The sequence below is a fragment of the Erwinia aphidicola genome (assembly GCF_024169515.1).
GTDB lineage: Bacteria > Pseudomonadota > Gammaproteobacteria > Enterobacterales > Enterobacteriaceae > Erwinia > Erwinia aphidicola.
This window is the reverse complement of sequence record NZ_JAMKCQ010000001.1, coordinates 739,729-757,752: the sequence shown is the minus strand read 5'-3', so window position 1 is coordinate 757,752 and position 18,024 is coordinate 739,729. Positions and strand designations below refer to the sequence as shown.

The following is an 18,024-nucleotide window of genomic DNA, read 5'->3' as shown; positions in this document are numbered from 1 at the left end:
GAGGGTCGACCAGAAAAAATGATCGACCCCTACGATTCACTTCAGGATATTCGGTGCTGCAGGTTTTTTGTAGGGGCGGACCGCTATTTGGGTCCGCCCGAGGGTCGCCCCCTACGGGTAATCGCGCGGTGCGGGATTAACTCTGCCGGGTATGCACGCTGGCTTCGCGCAGGTCGACCATCAGCACTTTTGAACGGCGCTGATAGTTATACATCTCTTTTTTGCTCTCCGGCAGCAGCTCGACGTCCACCGGCATAAAACCGCGCTCCTGGAACCAGTGAATGCTGCGGGTGGTCAATACGAACAGCTTCTTCAGCCCCATCTGCCGTGCCTGCAGCGCTACGCGCTCCAGCAGCGCTTCGCCGCGTGAAGAGCTGCGATAATCCGGGTGAACCGCCACGCAGGCCATCTCGCCAATCTGCTCTTCCGGGAACGGATAGAGCGCCGCACAGCCGATGGTCAGGTTGTCGCGTTCAATGATGGTGAACTTGTCGATCTCCATCTCCAGCTGTTCACGCGAGCGGCGCACCAGAATACCCTGCTGCTCCAGCGGGCGGATCAGCTCCAGAATGCCGCCGATATCGTTAATGGTGGCGCGACGGATCTGCTCGGCGCTCTCCATGACAATCTGGGTACCGATACCGTCGCGGGAGAACAGCTCCTGTAACAGGGCGCCATCCTCCTGATAGCTGATCAGGTGGCTGCGGCGCACGCCGCTGCGGCAGGCCTTCACCGCACCGCGCAGGAAGCGTACCGTGCCGGAGTGATAATCCTCATCGCTCTCCAGCTCTTCAATGCGCTTTTGCGCCTCGTTGGGGAACAGCTCGGAGACAATCACGCCATCGCGGTTGGTCACCCCCTGCTCGGAGCAGAAGCCGATCATCTTCTCGGCCTTGAGCTTAATCGCCAGCTGCGTCGCCACCTCTTCTGAGGTCAGGTTAAAACTTTCGCCGGTCACCGAGACCGCCACCGGACCCATCAGCACGATAGCGCCGCTGTCGAGCTGACGATGGATCGCCTCTTCATCAATGCGGCGAATACGCCCGCTGTGGCAGTAATCCACGCCGTCATCGACGCCGAGCGGCTGGGCGATAATAAAGTTACCGCTGACGACATTAATATGCGCGCCCTGCAAAGGGGTATTGTTGAGGCTCATCGACAGGCGGGCGGTGATATCCAGCTGCAGACGGCCTGCGGCCTGCTTCACCAGCTCCAGCGACTGAGCGTCCGTGACGCGGGTGTGTTTATGGTAGAGCGGTTCCAGATTGCGCTCGGCAAGGCTGGCGTCGATCTGCGGGCGGGCGCCGTACACCACCACCAGACGGATGCCGAGGCTGTGCAGCAGGCCGATATCATTAATGATGCCGGAGAAGTTCTCGTGCTCGATGGCTTCACCACCCAGCATAATGACAAACGTTTTACCACGGTGGGCATTGATGTAGGGAACGGTATGGCGAAATCCCTGAACCAGCTCGGTACTACGTTCCTTCACGGCAAACCCTCTTTGCATTATTATTCGATAAAAGTGTATTTTTATTCTTTTCTCGTCCTGGGTGCAAGTGACTTTTATCCTTACTTATCACCCGCTCGCGCATTTCCCACAGTCTAATATACTGCATTTATTCGCTTTTTCGGGGTGACACTGCCTGGTGGATTCGTTAAAGTTTTTGCAAAATTTTCTTTATTGGCTTTTTATTAGACAAATTACAGCATCTGGAGTGGCATGACCGATTCAACTTCGCTTAACCGGCGGCGATTTCTACAGGGCGCCGGGGCTGTCTGTTTACTCAGCGTTAGCCGGGTAGGCTGGGCGGCCAGCAGTCACGTGGTGGCCATCCGCATCTGGCCTTCCTCAACCTATTCGCGCCTGACCATTGAGTCGAATACCGCCCTGAAATATAAGCAGTTTGCGCTGAGCAACCCTGACCGCGTGGTGGTGGATATTGAAAATATTCATCTTAACCACGTGCTTAACGGCGTCGCCAATCTGGTACGCCAGGATGACCCCTACATTAAAAATGCGCGCGTGGGTCAGTTTGATCGCAACACCGTGCGGCTGGTGCTGGAGCTAAAACAGAACGTCAGCCCGCGCGTGTTCACCCTCGATCCGGTCGCCGGGATTAAAAACCGTCTGGTGCTCGATCTCTACCCGGCGCGGGACCGGCCGCAGGATGATGATCCGCTGCTCGCGTTGCTGAAAGATTACAACCAGGGGGATCTGGAACGTAGCCAGCCAGCGGAGGCCGCGCTGCCGGGCAAAGCAGGGAGAGACCGGCCAATTGTGATAATGATCGACCCTGGCCACGGCGGGGAAGATTCCGGCGCGATTGGTAAGCATAAGACGCGGGAAAAAGATGTGGTGCTGAAAATCGGCCGCCGCCTGAAGCAGCTTATCGACAAGCAGCCGAATATGCGCGCTTATATGACGCGTAATGAAGATGTGTTTATCCCGCTGAAGGTGAGGGTGGCCAAAGCACGCAAGCAGCGCGCCGATCTGTTTGTGTCGATTCATGCCGATGCCTTCACCAGCCGCGCGGCGCGGGGCTCTTCGGTCTTTGCCCTGTCGACTAAAGGGGCAACCAGCACCGCTGCGCGTTTCCTCGCTCAGACGCAGAATGAATCGGATCTGATCGGCGGCGTCAGCATGAGCGGCGACCGTTATCTCGACCACACCATGTTTGATATGGTGCAGAGCCTGACCATCAACGACAGCCTGAAGTTTGGTAAAGAGGTGCTTTCGCGCATGGGGAAGATTAACCATCTGCACAAGCGCAGCGTTGATCAGGCTGGGTTCGCGGTATTGAAAGCGCCGGATATCCCGTCAATTCTGGTTGAGACGGCTTTTATCAGCAATGTTGAAGAGGAGCGCAAGCTGCGCACCACGCGTTTTCAGCATCAGGTGGCAGATTCGATTCTGGCGGGGATAAAAGCCTACTTTGCCAACGGCGCGTCACTGGCACCGCATAAATAGTCAGCGGGCGGAAAGGATTCTGCCGGGATATTGGGTAAGGGGACAAATTTCAGATACAAAAAAACACCCTTAAGGGTGCTTAATTGGTTGCGGGAGCCGGATTTGAACCGACGACCTTCGGGTTATGAGCCCGACGAGCTACCAGGCTGCTCCATCCCGCGTCCGATTGACGCTTTAACTCTACTTCTCACCACGAGACAAAATTGGTTGCGGGAGCCGGATTTGAACCGACGACCTTCGGGTTATGAGCCCGACGAGCTACCAGGCTGCTCCATCCCGCGTCCGCGTGGTTTGTCGCTTCCATCACGACACTATCTTTTACTGCTGCTTCACTAAGCTGCTAGTGAATTGGTTGCGGGAGCCGGATTTGAACCGACGACCTTCGGGTTATGAGCCCGACGAGCTACCAGGCTGCTCCATCCCGCGTCCGTGGAAGCGCACTATACGCCTGATGGGTTTTGTTGCAACCCCTTTTTGCGGATAAGTGGGTAAAATCGTGCTTATAACTCATTTTTTAACCCAGCTGCTGAATTGTTGCACAAATGCGTACTTTTTCCGGCGGCACGTTTAAATCTGACCACGCCTTTGCTATCTTCGCCCAGGGTTCCCGTATAAAGGTAAACAAGGCATGAAAGGACGTTGGGCGAAATATCTGGTGACCGGCACGCTGCTGGCACTGCTGGCGGGCTGTTCGTCAAAACCCACCGATCGTGGGCAACAGTATAAAGACGGGAAACTGGATCAGCCGCTCGGGCTGGTCAACCAGCCTAACGCTAAAGGCCGCCCGGTTAATGGCAGAGACTTTGCCGACCAGGTGGGGCAGATCCGTTCATATTCATCGGGCATGTATTCGCGCCAGTCGGGCACCTACAGCGCGATTGAGAGCTGGCTGATGGCCGGGGGCGATACGCGCCAGCTGCGCCAGTTCGGACTGGATGCTTATCAGATGGAAGGCACCGACAACTATGGCAACGTGCAGTTTACCGGGTACTACACGCCGGTGATTGAAGCACGATATACCCGCCAGGGTGAGTTCCAGTATCCGCTTTACCGCATGCCGCCAAAACGTGGCCGCCTGCCAAGCCGTGCAGATATCTACAGCGGTGCGCTGGGTGAACGCTATATCGTGGGTTACAGCAACTCACTGATGGATAACTTTATCATGGATGTGCAGGGCAGCGGCTACGTTGACTACGGCGACGGGCGCCCGCTGACCTTCTTCGGCTACGGCGGGAAAAACGGCCATGCCTATCGCAGCATCGGCAAAGTGCTGATCGACCGCGGTGAAGTGAAGCGTGAAGATATGTCGATGCAGGCGATTCGCCACTGGGGTGAAACGCACAGCCCGGAAGAGGTGCGCGAACTGCTGGAGCAGAACCCATCCTTTGTGTTCTTCAAGCCCGAAACGTTTGCGCCAGTACGTGGGGCAAGTGCGGTGCCGCTGGTGGCAAAAGCCTCGGTAGCTTCTGACCGTTCGCTGATCCCACCGGGAACGGCGCTGCTGGCAGAAGTTCCTTTACTGGACAACAACGGTAAATTTACCGGAAAATATGAGATGCGCATGATGGTGTCGCTGGACGTCGGCGGCGCAATCAAGGGCCAGCATTTTGATATTTACCAGGGCATCGGCCCGGACGCCGGTCATATGGCCGGATGGTTTAATCACTACGGCCGCGTGTGGGTTTTAAAAGCCGCACCGGGCGCGGGCCAGCCGCTATTCTCATCGGCACAGAACAGTTCTTCTCAGGGGTCATTACTGGTCAGTCAGTAAACCCCGACGGGCCGCTTGCTGCGGCCCGCTGCTTTTAAGGAATTAATCCATGATGGTTCTTTCAGACGCCTGGCGGCAGCGCTTTGGCGGTACGGCGCGTCTATATGGTCAGTCTGCGCTACAGCTGTTTGCCGACGCGCATGTCTGCGTGGTGGGGATTGGCGGCGTGGGGTCGTGGGCGGCGGAAGCGCTGGCGCGTACCGGAATTGGGGCGATCACCCTGATCGACATGGATGATGTCTGCGTCACTAATACTAACCGGCAGATCCATGCGCTGAAAGATAACGTCGGGCAGGCGAAAACCGAGGTGATGGCGCAGCGGATCCGCGAAATTAATCCGGATTGCCGCGTCACCTGCATTGATGACTTTATTACGCCGGACAATACCGCAGAGCTGATGAGCCAGGGCTACAGCTATGTGATCGACGCTATCGACAGCGTGCGCCCGAAAGCGGCGCTGCTGGCGTGGTGCCGTCGCAATAAGATGCCGCTGGTGACCACCGGCGGGGCGGGCGGGCAGATTGATCCCACGCAGATCCAGGTCGCCGATCTGGCAAAAACGATTCAGGATCCGCTGGCGGCGAAGCTGCGCGAGCGGCTGAAAAACGATTTTAACATCGTCAAAAGCAGCAAGGGTAAGCTGGGCATTGACTGCGTGTTCTCAACCGAGGCGCTGATGTACCCGCAGCCGGATGGCTCGGTATGCGCGTCACGCAGCACCGCTGAGGGGCCAAAACGCATGGACTGCGCCGCAGGTTTTGGTGCGGCAACCATGGTAACCGCCACCTTTGGCTTTGTCGCGGTGTCGCACGTATTGAAGAAGATGATGGCGAAGGCGGCACGCCAGGCGTAACGCGGATTCGGGGCAACTGCACTGGCCGACCCGCTTGTTAGGTCGGCCTCTGTTTGCTCGGGTCGACCAGAAAAGCGGTCGACCCCTACCGTTAGCATGTGGCACTTTTTGTAGGGGCCGACCCCTACCGTTAGCAAGTGGCACTTTTTGTAGGGGCCGACCCTCTTTTTCGGTCGGCCCGTCAGGCCACTGCGCGCCGCACCGCATCGGCCAGCGCCTGCAGCCCCGCGCTGCGCGAGGCGCTCAGCTGATCTTTCAATCCCAGCCCGTCAAACAGCGCCAGCGGGTCCGATCCCCGGATCTCGGCGGCAGTTTTTCCCTCTACCGCACACAGCAGTACGGCTAACAGCCCGCGCACAATGCGCCCTTCGCTGTCGCCGTAAAAGTGCATCTGCCCATTTTCTAGCTGCTGATAGCCAAGCCAGACGCGGTTTTCACAGCCGCTCAGCTCAATGTCCGCCGTTTTCAGCGCCTCCGGCAGGGCCGGCAGTTTCTTGCCCAGCAGGATCAGCTGGCGATAGCGATCCTCCCACTGGCGAAAGCTGGCGAACTGCGTCAGTAGCGAGTCGGCAGTTATCGCTGTGCCAAACGGGTGCGGGGCGATCGGGGATGAATTCATCATTAATCAGCCAGTAGCGCCAAAGCGGTGGTCATCGCCGCGGCCAGCGCGTCCACATCTTCCAGCGTGTTATAGGGGGCGAAGGAGGCGCGCAGTGTCCCGCTGACGCCGAGCGCAGCCAGCAGCGGTTGCGCACAGTGCTGACCGGCGCGCAGGGCGATGCCGCTCTCCGCCAGCAGCGTCACAACGTCGCTGTGATGAATACCGGCGATATCAAACGCCAGCAGGCTGGCGTTGCCGCAGCGGTAGCTTTGGAAGCCGGGCAGGGCAGCGAGCCGCGCTTCAGCAAGGTCGGCAAGGTCGCAGCTCCAGCGCTCGGCGGCGGCAATATCAACGCCGCTCAGCCACTCCAGCGCGGCGCTCAGGCCAATGACGCCGGCAACGTTTGGCGTGCCTGCCTCGAAGCACCACGGCACTGCCTGCGGGGTGAAACCGTTAAAGTCGACGCGGCTCAGCATCTTGCCGCCGCCCTGCCACGGCGCCATCTCTGCCAGCAGGTCCGCCCTGCCGTACAGCGCGCCGATGCCCATTGGTCCATACAGCTTATGTCCAGAAAACGCATAGAAATCAATATTGAGCGCCTGTACATCCTGCGGGCAGTGCACCACGCCCTGGGCGCCGTCGACCATCACTTTTGCACCGCACGCATGGGCCAGTGCAATAATCTGCTGCAGGTCCGGACAGCCGCCGGTCACGTTCGACATCTGACCGACAGCCAGCAGGCGGGTGCGGTCATTGAGCAGTGCGGGTAGCAGGCTGAGATCCGGCAGGCGGTCGGCGCCAATCGGCCACTTCACCACTTTGGCCCCGGTTTGCTCAGCCACCATCAGCCACGGCACCAGATTGGCGTGGTGCTCGGCTTCGCTAACCAGGATCTCATCCCCCGGCTGCAGGCGCGGACGCAGATAGCTTTGCGCGACCAGGTTAATGGCCTCGGTGGTGCCTTTGGTCCAGACGATGTTGCTGCTATCACAGGCATTCAGCAGCCTTGCCACCTGACTGCGCGCGTCTTCATAGCGCGCGGTGAGCTGCTGCGCGGCCGCGAACTGACTGCGGTGAACCGTCCCGGCGCTCAGGCGATAAAACTGCTCGGTGGCTTCGATCACCGCCAGCGGTTTTAGCGCGGTAGCGGCACTGTCCAGGTAACATCCGGCATCGCCCAGCGCGGGAAACTGCTGGCGAAAGTGCAGCGGGTTAAATGACGTCATCTGTTTCTCGTAATTTAGGACCAGGCTGAAATTTATGTACTTTTCTGGCAAAGACGGCAAAGCGCGTTATGCTAATTCAAGTAAAGTTTAAACGATTACCTGTCATTAAGAGCAACGTATGCAGGTAGTTTCACTCTCAGCATGGAGATATAAAAATGAAAAAATTAGCCGCAGTTATTGCAGCCTGTGCCATGACCTTTACTCTGGCCGCGTGTTCAAGCAACTATGTTATGCATACCAATGATGGTCGCACTATCGTATCCGATGGTAAGCCAGTGGTCGACAACGATACGGGCATGATCAGCTACAAAGATGCCAACGGCAACAAGCAGCAGATCAACCGTTCTGACGTGAAAGAGATGGTTGAGACCAACCAGTAATAGCGACAGGCAAAAAAAAGCACCGCGCTAAGCGGTGCTATTAAAATCACTTGGACAGACAGGGTAAATCTACAGGAATAAAAGGTAGCTCAGCTACCAGACCCGAAAATCGTCAGGTCAATTGCAAACACAACATCACGACCACAAGCCAAAAGCCCCTCAAAATTCCGCGAGTTAACCCGTAATTTCAATGCACTTTTCGTTCCGGCTCAGGAAGTGGCGCAACTATAGGTATTTGCTGGTAGTTCCTCAACGGACAAATTATAATGGCTCGGATAAAAAAAACTAATACGTCACTCTGACTGTCAGAGCTGTACCCGGCCTTGAGCGAAAAGCACCCATCTACCATGTCTAAACGTTTACCACCGCTGAATGCCCTGCGCGTTTTTGATGCCGCAGCGCGTCACCTCAGCTTCACGAAAGCGGCTGAGGAACTGTTTGTCACCCAGGCCGCCGTCAGCCACCAGATCAAGTCGCTGGAGGATTTCCTCGGCCTGAAGCTGTTTCGCCGACGCAATCGCTCGCTGCTGCTGACCGAAGAGGGGCAGAGCTATTACCTCGATATCAAAGAGATTTTTACCGCGCTGAACGACGCCACGCGCAAACTGCAGGCGCGCAGTGCCAAAGGCGCGCTCACCGTCAGTTTGCTGCCGAGTTTTGCTATTCAGTGGCTGGTACCGAGGCTAACCAGCTTTAACTCAGCTTATCCGGGTATCGACGTGCGTATCTCCGCCGTCGACCGCGATGAGGAGAAGCTGGCTGATGATGTCGATGTGGCGATTTTCTACGGGCGCGGTAACTGGCCGGGGCTGCGGGTGGAAAAACTGTATGCGGAATATCTGCTGCCGGTCTGTTCCCCACTGCTGCTAACCGGCGAGCGCCCGCTGACCTCCCCGGCCGGGCTGGCCAATCATACGCTGCTGCACGATGCTTCACGCCGTGACTGGCAGGCGTATACGCGTCAGCTCGGGCTGGGCAGTATCAATGTGCAGCAGGGGCCGATATTCAGCCACAGCGCGATGGTGCTGCAGGCGGCGATCCACGGCCAGGGCGTGGCGCTGGCCAATAACGTGATGGCGCAGAGTGAGATAGAAGCGGGGCGTCTGGTCTGCCCGTTTAACGATGTGCTGGTCAGTAAAAATGCTTTTTATCTGGTTTGTCATGACAGTCAGGCAGAACTGGGTAAAATAGCCGCCTTCCGGCAGTGGATCCTTGCGAAAGCCGCAAGCGAACAGGAAAAATTCCGCTTTCGTTATGAACAATAAACCCGCCTGGCGCGCCGATACCGCCGGGCAGTAATTAAGCACCACGGAGCGCGCTCCGTGTTCTCAGAGGATGTTGTTATGTCCAGTCGTGCAATGCTGATTTTCGTCGCCATCAGTGGATTTTTCTATGTGGCGCTGGGGGCTTTTGGCGCCCACGTATTGAGCCGGTCGCTGGGTAGCGCTGAAATGGCCTGGATGAAAACCGGGCTGGATTACCAGGCGTTTCATACTCTTGCGGTACTGGGTTTGGCTGCGGCCATGCTGCGCCGCGCCGATATCTGGTTCTACTGGAGCAGCGCGTTTCTGGCGCTGGGCACGGTGTTATTCAGCGGCAGTCTTTACTGTCTGGCGCTGTCGCACCTGAAAATTTGGGTGTATGTTACGCCGATCGGAGGCACCTGCTTCCTGATCGGTTGGATTTTGATGTTGGTTGGCGCGCTGCGTCTGAAAAAAAGGGCAGATCGCCATGAATAAGATTTTACTGTATTGCCGTCAGGGTTTTGAGAAAGAGTGCGCGGCGGAGATCACCGCTAAGGCCGCCGAGCGCGAGATTTTCGGTTTTGCCCGCGTGAAAGATGACTCTGCCTATGTGCTGTTTGAGTGCTATCAGCAGGGGGAAGCCGAGAAGCTGCTGGCCTCACTGCCGTTTAGCGAGCTGATCTTCTCCCGCCAGATGATGGTGGTCGGCGAGCTGCTGCGCGATTTGTCGAGCGAGGACCGCATTACGCCGGTCGTGGGGATGCTGACCGGCGCAGTAGAGAAGGGCGGCGAGCTGCGCGTAGAGGTGCCCGACACCAATGCCAGCAAAGAGCTGCTGAAATTCTGCCGCAAGTTCACCGTGCCGCTGCGCGCCAGCCTGCGTAAAGCGAATATTCTGCTGAACTATGAGAGCAACAAGCGTCCGGTGATCCACGTGTTCTTTATCGCTTCGGGCTGCTGCTATGTGGGTTACTCGCTGCCGGGCAACAACTCGCCGCTGTTTATGGGCATCCCGCGCCTGAAGTTTCCCTCCGATGCGCCAAGCCGCTCCACGCTTAAGCTGGAAGAGGCTTTCCACGTCTTTATCCCTGCCGATGAGTGGGATGAGCGCCTGGCAAGCGGGATGTGGGCGGTGGACCTGGGGGCCTGCCCGGGCGGCTGGACCTATCAGCTGGTGCAGCGCAGCATGATGGTGAACGCCGTGGATAACGGCCCGATGGCGCCGAGCCTGATGGATACCGGGCAGGTATTCCACCAGCGTGAGGACGGCTTTAAGTACCGCCCGACGCGCAGCAATAACTATTGGGTGGTGTGCGACATGGTGGAAAAACCGGTGCGCGTGGCGAATCTGATGGCGGACTGGCTGGTGAACGGCTGGTGCCGTGAGGCGATCTTTAACCTCAAACTGCCGATGAAGAAGCGTTATGAGGAAGTGTCGCAGAATCTGCAGATGATCCACGAGAAGCTGGTGGAAAACGGCATTAACGCGCAGATCCAGGCGCGTCAGCTGTACCACGATCGCGAAGAAGTGACGGTGCATATTCGCCGTATCTGGGCCGCCACGCCGGGCCGCCGCGACGAGCGTTAATTTTTACCATCGTCAATCGCGCGCGGGCCGATCAAAAAAGATGAGCGGCCCCTACTGTAGGGGCGGACCGCTTTTCTGGTCCGCCCGCGAATTACGGCAATCGCAAATCCTTTAAATTCCCCGCCAGTACCAAATCCGTTCTCAGCGTGGCGACCCGCTGGCAGATTTCCGCCATCTGGCGATGCTGCTCCAGCTTATTGCGCCACTTCTCCGGCACCCGATCCAGCTGCTGATAAATTCCTGCCAGGCTACCAAACTGCTGCAGCAGCTGCGTGGCGCTTTTGCCGCCGATACCGGCCACGCCCGGGATCTTACTGCTGCTGATCCCTGCCAGCCCCCAGTAGTCGGTGAGCTGGGCTGGCGCCACGCCAAATTCGGCGGCAATAAACGGCACGTCGAGCCAGCGTTTCTGGAAATAGTCGCGGATCTGCACATTAGGTGCCAGCAGCTGGCAATAGCCTTTATCGGTGGAGACAATGGTAGCCTGATGCCCGGCGGCGGCCACTTTACTGGCAAGCGTCGCGGCGAGGTCGTCAGCCTCATCGCCGGGAGAGTGCCAGCAGTTAACCCCTACGCCGGCAAAGGCCGCGCGCAGCAGCGGCATTTCATTGTGCAGCGCATCCGGCATCGGCGAGCGCCCGGCTTTGTAATCCGGCAGCAGCCGGTGCCGCCAGCTGTCAGCGCGGTCGTCATCGTCAAACACCGCCACAGCATGCGTCGGGCGGGTATGCACCAGCAGCTGATGGATGGCATTCAGGCAGGCGTCCTGGCAGGGAGAACCCTGGACGGCGTGTATGCGGCGAATCAGATTCAGCGCATCGATAATCAGTAAATGGTGCAAAATCGTTAATCCTGAGCGGCCCGCAGGCCGCTCATCGGTTACTTGATGATTTCGTAGCAGGGAATATAGGCACTGCCCGGCAGCTTCATGCGGTGCTGAGCCACAAAGCCCTGTAGCAGATCGTCCATGCGGCGCATGATCTGCGGATCGCCGTGCAGCTTGTATGGCCCTTTCTCTTTGATTGCGCGAATGCCGACATCCTTAACGTTACCGGCGACGATCCCGGAGAACGCGCGACGCAGTGCCGCAGCCAGATCCTCGGCGGGCTGATCCGGCGACAGGTTAAGATTTGCCATATTTTCATGGCTCGGCATAAACGGCATCTGCAGGTCAGGAGCAATACGCAACGCCCAGTTAAAGCTGTAGGCGTCGCCGGTTTCGCGGCGATGCTCTTTCACCTTCGGCATCGCTTTCTTCATCAGCCGCGCCACTTCCGCCGCATCATCGATAATGATGGTGTAGTGTTTACGCGCCTCATCACCCAAGGTGCTGGCGATAAATTCGTCCAGCACCTTAAAGTAATCGGCGCTCTCTTTCGGCCCGGTGAGGATCAGCGGCAGCACCTGGTCATGGTTATGCGGGTTCATCAATATACCCAGCAGGTAGAGCAGCTCTTCCGCCGTACCTACGCCGCCCGGGAAGATAATGATGCCGTGCGCCATGCGTACAAAGGCTTCCAGACGTTTTTCAATGTCCGGCATGATGATCAGCTCGTTAACCAGCGGGTTTGGCGGCTCGGCGGCGATAATTGACGGCTCGGTCAGGCCAATAAAGCGGCCCTCTCTGTAGCGCTGCTGGGCGTGGCCGACGGCGGCCCCTTTCATCGGCGCTTCCATCACGCCCGGTCCGCAACCGGTGCAGATATTCAGTTCGCGCAGGCCGAGCTGGGCACCAACGGTGCGGCAGTACTGATATTCCACGGCGTTAATCGAGTGACCACCCCAGCACACTACGGTGTTCGGCTCTTCGCCGACGAGCAGCGCGCGCGCATTGCGCAGAATGGAGAATACCAGGTTGGTGAGATGAACCGGATCTTCAATTTTCAGCCGCTGGAAGCGACCGGCTTGATCGATCTGGCCGTTGACGAACAGGATGTCGCGCAGTACGGCAAACAGGTTAGCCTGCAGCGCACGGATAATCCGGCCATCAACAAACGCCTCTTCCGGCGGGTTGATCAGCTCCAGTTTGACGCCGCGCTCACGGCGCAACACGTTGATATCAAAACTTTCGAAGCGGGAGAGCAGCTCATGGCTGCTGTCGGTTTGGCTACCGGAGTTGAGCACGGCGAGTGAGCAGTTACGAAACAGCTGGTAGAGATCACTGCTGGCCGTGCGCTTCAGCATGTCGACTTCCAGTTGTGAAAGCAGGTCCATCGAGCCAAGAGGGCTGATATGTGTAATCAAGTGAACTCCTTTACACCCGCCTGGGTGTGCAGTAACCCCGTGATATGGCGGTCAACGGGGCAAAATTTCCCTGGGCAGCGTGCTGCTGCTGCCCGTGTCCAGATTAGCCTTTTCGCCTTTGATTTAACAACAGATTAACAGAGATAAACCGGAGATTACTGGCGAACCAGGCGCGAGCGTCCCGGCTTGAATTGGCCATTGGTGCGCCACGGGTTGATATCCAGCCCGCCGCGGCGCGTGTAGCGCGCGTAAACGCTCAGGCTTTCCGGCTGGCAGTAGCGCAGAATATCGCTGAAAATACGCTCTACGCACTGCTCGTGAAACTCATTGTGATGGCGGAATGAGACCAGGTAACGCAGCAGGGCTTCGCGCTGAATGCGCGGGCCGCGATAGCTGATCTGCACCGAACCCCAGTCGGGTTGATTAGTGATCAGGCAATTAGATTTTAGCAGGTGGCTCACCAGCTGCTCTTCCACGATCTCCCCAGCGGCCGCGTCGCGCAGGTAGTCAGCATTGAACTGATAATCATCAATCACGATGTCCTGCTCATCAATACAGCTGCCGTCGAAATGGCCAATGGGCTGCCCTTCAATTTCCTGCAAGCGGAACAGAGCCACGCTGACCTTGCCTGCGGCGCAGGCACTGAGATCGCGCTCCAGCGTCTGACGCACTTCGCCCCAGTCGGCAAATTTTGTCTGGTTAAAGCTGTTGAGGTAGAGCTTAAAGCTTTTCGACTCGATCAGGTTCACGCTGTCGGCATCCAGCGCCACTTCACCCACCGCCACCTGCGGCAGCCCTTTGCTGTTGAGCCAGGAGAGCTCGTACAGCGTCCAGATATCGGCTCCGGTGAACGGCAGGGTATCCGGATAGAGCCCCAGCGGTTCACGATTCAGGCTACGCGGCACTGCCTGTAGCAGCGCAGGCTGATAGCTGTCGTGGTATTCTGTGGGTTTCCCCAGTGTCAGGCCTTCCAGTGCCTGATGATGGTCGTATGAAGACATGCTGATACCTTATTGCGCCCGTCGGGACAGGCGAGATGACGAATTCGTTAGCCTGATTAGCATTCAGGCTACAATGGCCTGTAAGTGTAACCCAGCCAGCTAAGAGTGAAAAAAGAATGATCGAAGAAACCGCCCAGGCACTACGCGATTTTAGCCAACGCTACTGTGACCTCTGGCAGCAAGAGAGCGGCCACCTTCCCGCCAGCGAGGAGCTGCTTGGCATCCCTTCGCCGTGTGTCGTGGCTACGCAGGGCGATGCCGTTTGGTGGCAGCCGCAGCCATTTACGCTGGCCAAAAATCTGGAGTCGGTAGAGCGTGCGCTGGATATCCAGCTGCAGCCGTCCGTTAGCGGCTTTTATACCGCACAATTTGCCGCAGATATGTCGGGAACTTTTTCCGGTCAGCGCGTGTCTTTGGTACAGGTCTGGAGTGAAGATGATTTTCAGCGCGTGCAGGAGAACCTGATTGGTCATCTGGTCATGAAGCGTCGGCTGAAGCACTCCCCGACTTTATTTGTCGCCACAACAGACTCTGAGCTGGAAGTGGTGTCGGTGTGTAATTTGAGCGGCGAAGTGATCCTTGAGCAGTTGGGCACGCAAAAACGTCAGATTCTCGCCCCATCTCTTCAGAACTTTCTTATTCATTTACAGCCGCTTAATGGCCTGTAATGCGCTTTTCTCTGCCCGTCCTGTGCGAGATCTCTCACAAAGGTTGTGAGAGATCGCTACGAATGAACTTAATGTCTGCTAGCATTCAAATGTAAAAATATTGTAGATCATTAAGTTAGCCAGATTGTTGCGAATTATCTTAAGCTTATGCCACAAAAAGCCGTGAGAAGTATCTTGTTTGCTTATGACAATCAGGCAGAATTACCTCATCGGAAGGGCATTCAGGAACAGGATTAACGTCAAGGAGTGACGTACTCATGGAATGAGTTGGACCCATCAGGATGATGTCGCAGGGACAGGCTTCGGGATTGAAGCAGGGAAACCTCAGGATGAGGTAATGGACACCTCCAGGAAGGAGAACGTGAACCGTACAGGAAGACGGCTAGCAGGGAAGTGAACGGATAACATCAGGATGATGTTTGCTCAGGAGAGCACAGGAACAGTTTTCAAGGAAGAGCAGGGAGCATAAAGGTAGCTGGAAAGCTGCGAACGAACCGGGGGCACTGTTAATACAGTGCCCCTTTTTTTCGTGCATACTTTTCACTGAGCAGCGTGTGAATGCTATGCTCTGCGCCCTTAACCACAGTGGGAGATCCCTATGAGCCGTGAACAACAGATTCAGGAACGATTACTGGCAATTGAATCGTTGCTTAAACAGGCGGGGCTATGGCAATCCGTTGCGCCTAACAGCGAAGCTTTTACCAGCACTGAACCTTTCTGCCTTGACACCATGACGCCGCTGCAGTGGCTGCAGTGGGTGTTCCTGCCACGTATGCAGGCCCTGCTGGATGCGGCTGCACCTCTGCCCGTTGCGCTGGCCATCGCCCCCTACTATGAAGTCTGGCTGGAGGGCGAAATTCCGCAGCGCGCCGCGCTGCTGCACCGCTTAAACGCTTTTGATCAGCTGTTCGAGTCGCCCAACTAATGCTGGAGATTATTTATCAGGATGAGTGGCTGGTTGCGGTAAACAAACCCTCGGGCTGGCTGGTGCACCGTAGCTGGCTCGACCGCCATGAAACCGTGTTTGTGATGCAGACCGTGCGCGACCAGATTGGCCAGCATGTTTTCACAGTACACCGGCTCGATCGCCCAACATCCGGCGTGCTGCTGATGGCGCTGTCCAGCGAGGTGGCGCGCCTGCTGTCGCAGCAGTTTGAACAGCATAAAATACAAAAAACCTATCATGCCGTGGTGCGCGGCTGGCTGGAGGGCGAAGAGACGCTCGACTATCCGCTGACCGAAGAGCTGGATAAAATCGCCGACAAGTTTAGCCAGCCGGAAAAAGCCCCGCAGCCTGCGGTAACCCACTGGCGCGGAGTGGCAACGGCAGAGCTGCCGGTCGCGGTCGGACCTTACGCCACCACGCGCTATTCGCTGGTGGAAATGCTGCCGGAGTCGGGGCGCAAGCATCAGCTACGCCGTCATATGAGGCATCTGCGTCATCCGATTATCGGCGACAGCGCCCATGGCGACCTGAAGCAGAACCGCTCAGCGGCAGCCAACTTTGCTATGAATCGCCTGATGCTGCATGCCAGCGAGCTGCGCCTGAACCATCCGGTGAGCGGCGAGCCGCTGCTGTTACGAGCCGGGCTGGATGCAGTATGGCAGCGCGCGATGACGCACTGCGGCTGGCAAAACACGCTCCCGCATATCCCCCGGGTTGAGTTTGCTGCTGAAAGCCCGCAGGATAGTGAGAAAATTGAGTTCTGATAAGGAGAGAGGGTATGGCTGAGGTAGGCATTTTTGTTGGCACGGTTTACGGTAACGCACTGTTGGTCGCCGAAGAGTCCGAAACTCTGCTGCTTGAAGCCGGGCATCAGGTCAAGATATATGAAGATGCAACGCTGGAAGAGTGGCAGCACTACGCGGATAAAGTGGTGCTGGTGATCACCTCGACCACCGGGCAGGGCGATCTGCCGGACAGCATCGCGCCGCTCTTCCACGCGATTAAAGATAAGCTCGGCCACCAGCCAGGGCTGCGCTACGGCGTGATTGCGCTGGGCGACAGCAGCTACGACGATTTCTGCGGCGGCGGTAAAAAGTTTGCTGAACTGCTGCAGGAGCACGGCGCGCAGCGCGTCGGCGAGATGCTGACGGTGGATGCCTGCGAAAATCCGGAACCGGAGGAGGTCACCTCCCCGTGGGTTGAGCAGTGGGCTAAGCTGATCGGATAAAGTATGCCGTATCTGTAGGGGCCGATCATCTTTTTCGGTCGGCCCGTGCCAATGGTGCCCCACCGCCAACCTGATGGATAACTTATGAAAATCGTTATCGCCCCGGATTCCTATAAAGAAAGCCTCTCTGCGTTACAGGTTGCCACCCAAATCGAACTGGGTTTTCGCGACATCTTTCCCGATGCACACTACGTCAAACTGCCCGTCGCCGATGGTGGTGAAGGCACCGTTGACGCCATGGTTGCTGCTACGGGGGGCCGTATTATTCCACTGCGCGTTACCGGTCCGCTGGGCACGCCGGTTGATGCCTTTTACGGGCTGTCCGGCGACGGCTGCTGCGCGATTATCGAAATGGCCGCCGCCAGCGGGCTGGAGCAGGTGCCTGCCGATCGGCGTGATGCGCTGCACGCCACCAGCTGGGGTACCGGCGAGCTGATCCGCGATGCGCTGGATAAGGGGGTCGAGCGCCTGATTATTGGTATTGGCGGCAGCGCCACCAATGACGGCGGCGCGGGAATGGTGCAGGCGCTGGGGGCTAAATTACTCGACGCCAGCGGTAAGCCCGTGGCTTACGGTGGCGCGGCGCTGGCGCAGCTGGATTCGATTAACCTCAGTGAATTCGATGCGCGTATCAAAAGCTGCCGTATCGACGTCGCCTGTGATGTGACCAATCCGCTGCTTGGAGAGACGGGGGCATCGGCGGTATTTGGCCCGCAAAAAGGGGCATCGCCGCAGCAGGTGAAACAGCTGGATGAAGCGCTGGCGCAGTTTGCCCGCATTATTCAGCGTGACCTGCAGTGTGACGTGTTAAGCGTGGCGGGCGGCGGCGCAGCAGGGGGGATGGGCGCAGGGCTGCTCGCGTTCTGTCAGGCCACCCTGCGCCCGGGCATTGAGATTGTTACTGATGCCTTAGGTCTGGATGCACTGGTGCAGGATGCCACGCTGGTGATCACCGGCGAAGGGCGTATCGACAGCCAGACTATTCACGGTAAAGTCCCGATTGGCGTGGCGCGGGTGGCTAAGCGCTATCACATACCGACGATCGCCATTGCTGGCAGCCTGACGCAGGATGCGGGCGTGGTGCATCAGCACGGGCTGGACGCGGTATTCAGCGTGATCTACCGCATCTGCAGCCTGCAGGAGGCGCTGGACGAAGCGGCAGAAAATGTGCGTATCGCCGCGCGCAATATCGCCGCCACGCTAGCTATTGGGATGCATATTGGTTAATGGTGACCTCGCCCGCTGGCGTGCGGGAAATTCCGTTGGGGTCAGGTATGCCTGACCCGCTATGACCAACCCGCGG

At 57.6% G+C, this 18,024-nt stretch carries 18 protein-coding genes and 3 tRNA genes; 12 read left to right on the top strand and 9 right to left on the bottom strand.

Features of this window, described 5'->3' with window-relative positions; all coding sequences use genetic code 11:
* Positions 1-136: 136 nt before the first annotated feature.
* Positions 137-1,510, bottom strand: coding sequence for an amino-acid N-acetyltransferase (gene argA / locus J2Y91_RS03455; RefSeq protein ID WP_253537319.1), 1,374 nt, complete (start codon positions 1,508-1,510; stop codon positions 137-139).
* 213 nt (positions 1,511-1,723) lie between these two features.
* Here argA and amiC point away from each other — a divergent pair, with 213 nt between their 5' ends.
* Complete coding sequence (gene amiC, locus J2Y91_RS03450; protein ID WP_253537301.1) at positions 1,724-2,971, top strand: N-acetylmuramoyl-L-alanine amidase AmiC; 1,248 nt, start codon at positions 1,724-1,726, stop codon at positions 2,969-2,971.
* Between the two features lie 84 nt (positions 2,972-3,055).
* Here the strand turns inward: amiC and J2Y91_RS03445 are convergent.
* From J2Y91_RS03445 to J2Y91_RS03435, 3 genes are all read right to left on the bottom strand, one after another.
* Positions 3,056-3,132, bottom strand: a tRNA-Met gene (locus J2Y91_RS03445).
* Positions 3,133-3,175: 43 nt separating this feature from the next.
* A tRNA-Met gene (locus J2Y91_RS03440) sits at positions 3,176-3,252 on the bottom strand.
* 68 nt (positions 3,253-3,320) lie between these two features.
* A tRNA-Met gene (locus J2Y91_RS03435) sits at positions 3,321-3,397 on the bottom strand.
* 202 nt (positions 3,398-3,599) lie between these two features.
* Here J2Y91_RS03435 and mltA point away from each other — a divergent pair.
* A complete protein-coding gene (mltA, locus tag J2Y91_RS03430; protein WP_133622864.1) occupies positions 3,600-4,742 on the top strand; it encodes a murein transglycosylase A in 1,143 nt (380 codons plus the stop codon).
* Positions 4,743-4,791: 49 nt separating this feature from the next.
* On the top strand, positions 4,792-5,595 hold the full coding sequence (tcdA, locus tag J2Y91_RS03425; protein WP_133622865.1) for a tRNA cyclic N6-threonylcarbamoyladenosine(37) synthase TcdA: 804 nt from the start codon (positions 4,792-4,794) through the stop codon (positions 5,593-5,595).
* 181 nt (positions 5,596-5,776) lie between these two features.
* Here tcdA and csdE read toward each other — a convergent pair whose 3' ends face one another.
* Together csdE and csdA are read right to left on the bottom strand one after the other, a co-directional pair.
* Positions 5,777-6,214: a cysteine desulfurase sulfur acceptor subunit CsdE gene (csdE, locus tag J2Y91_RS03420; RefSeq protein ID WP_133625017.1), complete on the bottom strand. Its 438-nt coding sequence runs from the start codon at positions 6,212-6,214 to the stop codon at positions 5,777-5,779.
* Positions 6,215-6,216: 2 nt separating this feature from the next.
* On the bottom strand, positions 6,217-7,422 hold the full coding sequence (gene csdA / locus J2Y91_RS03415; RefSeq protein WP_253537298.1) for a cysteine desulfurase CsdA: 1,206 nt from the start codon (positions 7,420-7,422) through the stop codon (positions 6,217-6,219).
* A 155-nt stretch (positions 7,423-7,577) separates the two neighbouring features.
* On the opposite strand from csdA, the gene J2Y91_RS03410 reads away from it, so the two are divergent.
* The 4 genes from J2Y91_RS03410 (at position 7,578) to rlmM (ending at position 10,634) form a co-directional block, all read left to right on the top strand.
* Entirely contained in the window at positions 7,578-7,802 is a 225-nt protein-coding gene (locus tag J2Y91_RS03410) for a YgdI/YgdR family lipoprotein (protein ID WP_048917156.1), read from the top strand.
* Between the two features lie 347 nt (positions 7,803-8,149).
* Positions 8,150-9,067, top strand: coding sequence for a transcriptional regulator GcvA (locus tag J2Y91_RS03405; RefSeq protein ID WP_048917155.1), 918 nt, complete (start codon positions 8,150-8,152; stop codon positions 9,065-9,067).
* A gap of 78 nt (positions 9,068-9,145) precedes the next feature.
* Entirely contained in the window at positions 9,146-9,541 is a 396-nt protein-coding gene (locus J2Y91_RS03400) for a DUF423 domain-containing protein (RefSeq protein WP_048917154.1), read from the top strand.
* A complete protein-coding gene (rlmM, locus tag J2Y91_RS03395) occupies positions 9,534-10,634 on the top strand; it encodes a 23S rRNA (cytidine(2498)-2'-O)-methyltransferase RlmM (RefSeq protein ID WP_253537295.1) in 1,101 nt (366 codons plus the stop codon). Before J2Y91_RS03400 ends, rlmM begins: the two co-directional genes overlap by 8 nt.
* A gap of 91 nt (positions 10,635-10,725) precedes the next feature.
* Here the strand turns inward: rlmM and xni are convergent, their stop codons facing one another.
* From xni to queF, 3 genes are all read right to left on the bottom strand, one after another.
* On the bottom strand, positions 10,726-11,475 hold the full coding sequence (gene xni / locus J2Y91_RS03390; RefSeq protein ID WP_133622867.1) for a flap endonuclease Xni: 750 nt from the start codon (positions 11,473-11,475) through the stop codon (positions 10,726-10,728).
* Between the two features lie 38 nt (positions 11,476-11,513).
* Complete coding sequence (gene ppnN / locus J2Y91_RS03385) at positions 11,514-12,878, bottom strand: nucleotide 5'-monophosphate nucleosidase PpnN (RefSeq protein ID WP_253537292.1); 1,365 nt, start codon at positions 12,876-12,878, stop codon at positions 11,514-11,516.
* Between the two features lie 155 nt (positions 12,879-13,033).
* Positions 13,034-13,879, bottom strand: coding sequence for an NADPH-dependent 7-cyano-7-deazaguanine reductase QueF (gene queF, locus J2Y91_RS03380; protein WP_048917150.1), 846 nt, complete (start codon positions 13,877-13,879; stop codon positions 13,034-13,036).
* 116 nt (positions 13,880-13,995) lie between these two features.
* Between queF and syd the strand changes: the two genes are divergently transcribed.
* The 5 genes from syd to J2Y91_RS03355 all read left to right on the top strand — a co-directional run bounded on the left by syd (position 13,996) and on the right by J2Y91_RS03355 (position 17,948).
* On the top strand, positions 13,996-14,547 hold the full coding sequence (gene syd / locus J2Y91_RS03375; protein WP_133622868.1) for a SecY-interacting protein: 552 nt from the start codon (positions 13,996-13,998) through the stop codon (positions 14,545-14,547).
* 598 nt (positions 14,548-15,145) lie between these two features.
* Entirely contained in the window at positions 15,146-15,472 is a 327-nt protein-coding gene (locus J2Y91_RS03370) for a YqcC family protein (protein WP_133622869.1), read from the top strand.
* Positions 15,472-16,257: a tRNA pseudouridine(65) synthase TruC gene (gene truC, locus J2Y91_RS03365; RefSeq protein ID WP_048917147.1), complete on the top strand. Its 786-nt coding sequence runs from the start codon at positions 15,472-15,474 to the stop codon at positions 16,255-16,257. Before J2Y91_RS03370 ends, truC begins: the two co-directional genes overlap by 1 nt.
* Before the next feature lie 14 nt (positions 16,258-16,271).
* On the top strand, positions 16,272-16,721 hold the full coding sequence (locus tag J2Y91_RS03360) for a flavodoxin (RefSeq protein WP_048917146.1): 450 nt from the start codon (positions 16,272-16,274) through the stop codon (positions 16,719-16,721).
* Positions 16,722-16,805: 84 nt separating this feature from the next.
* Positions 16,806-17,948 (top strand): glycerate kinase, encoded by a 1,143-nt coding sequence (locus J2Y91_RS03355; RefSeq protein ID WP_133622870.1) that lies wholly within the window; start codon positions 16,806-16,808, stop codon positions 17,946-17,948.
* Positions 17,949-18,024: the final 76 nt, after the last annotated feature.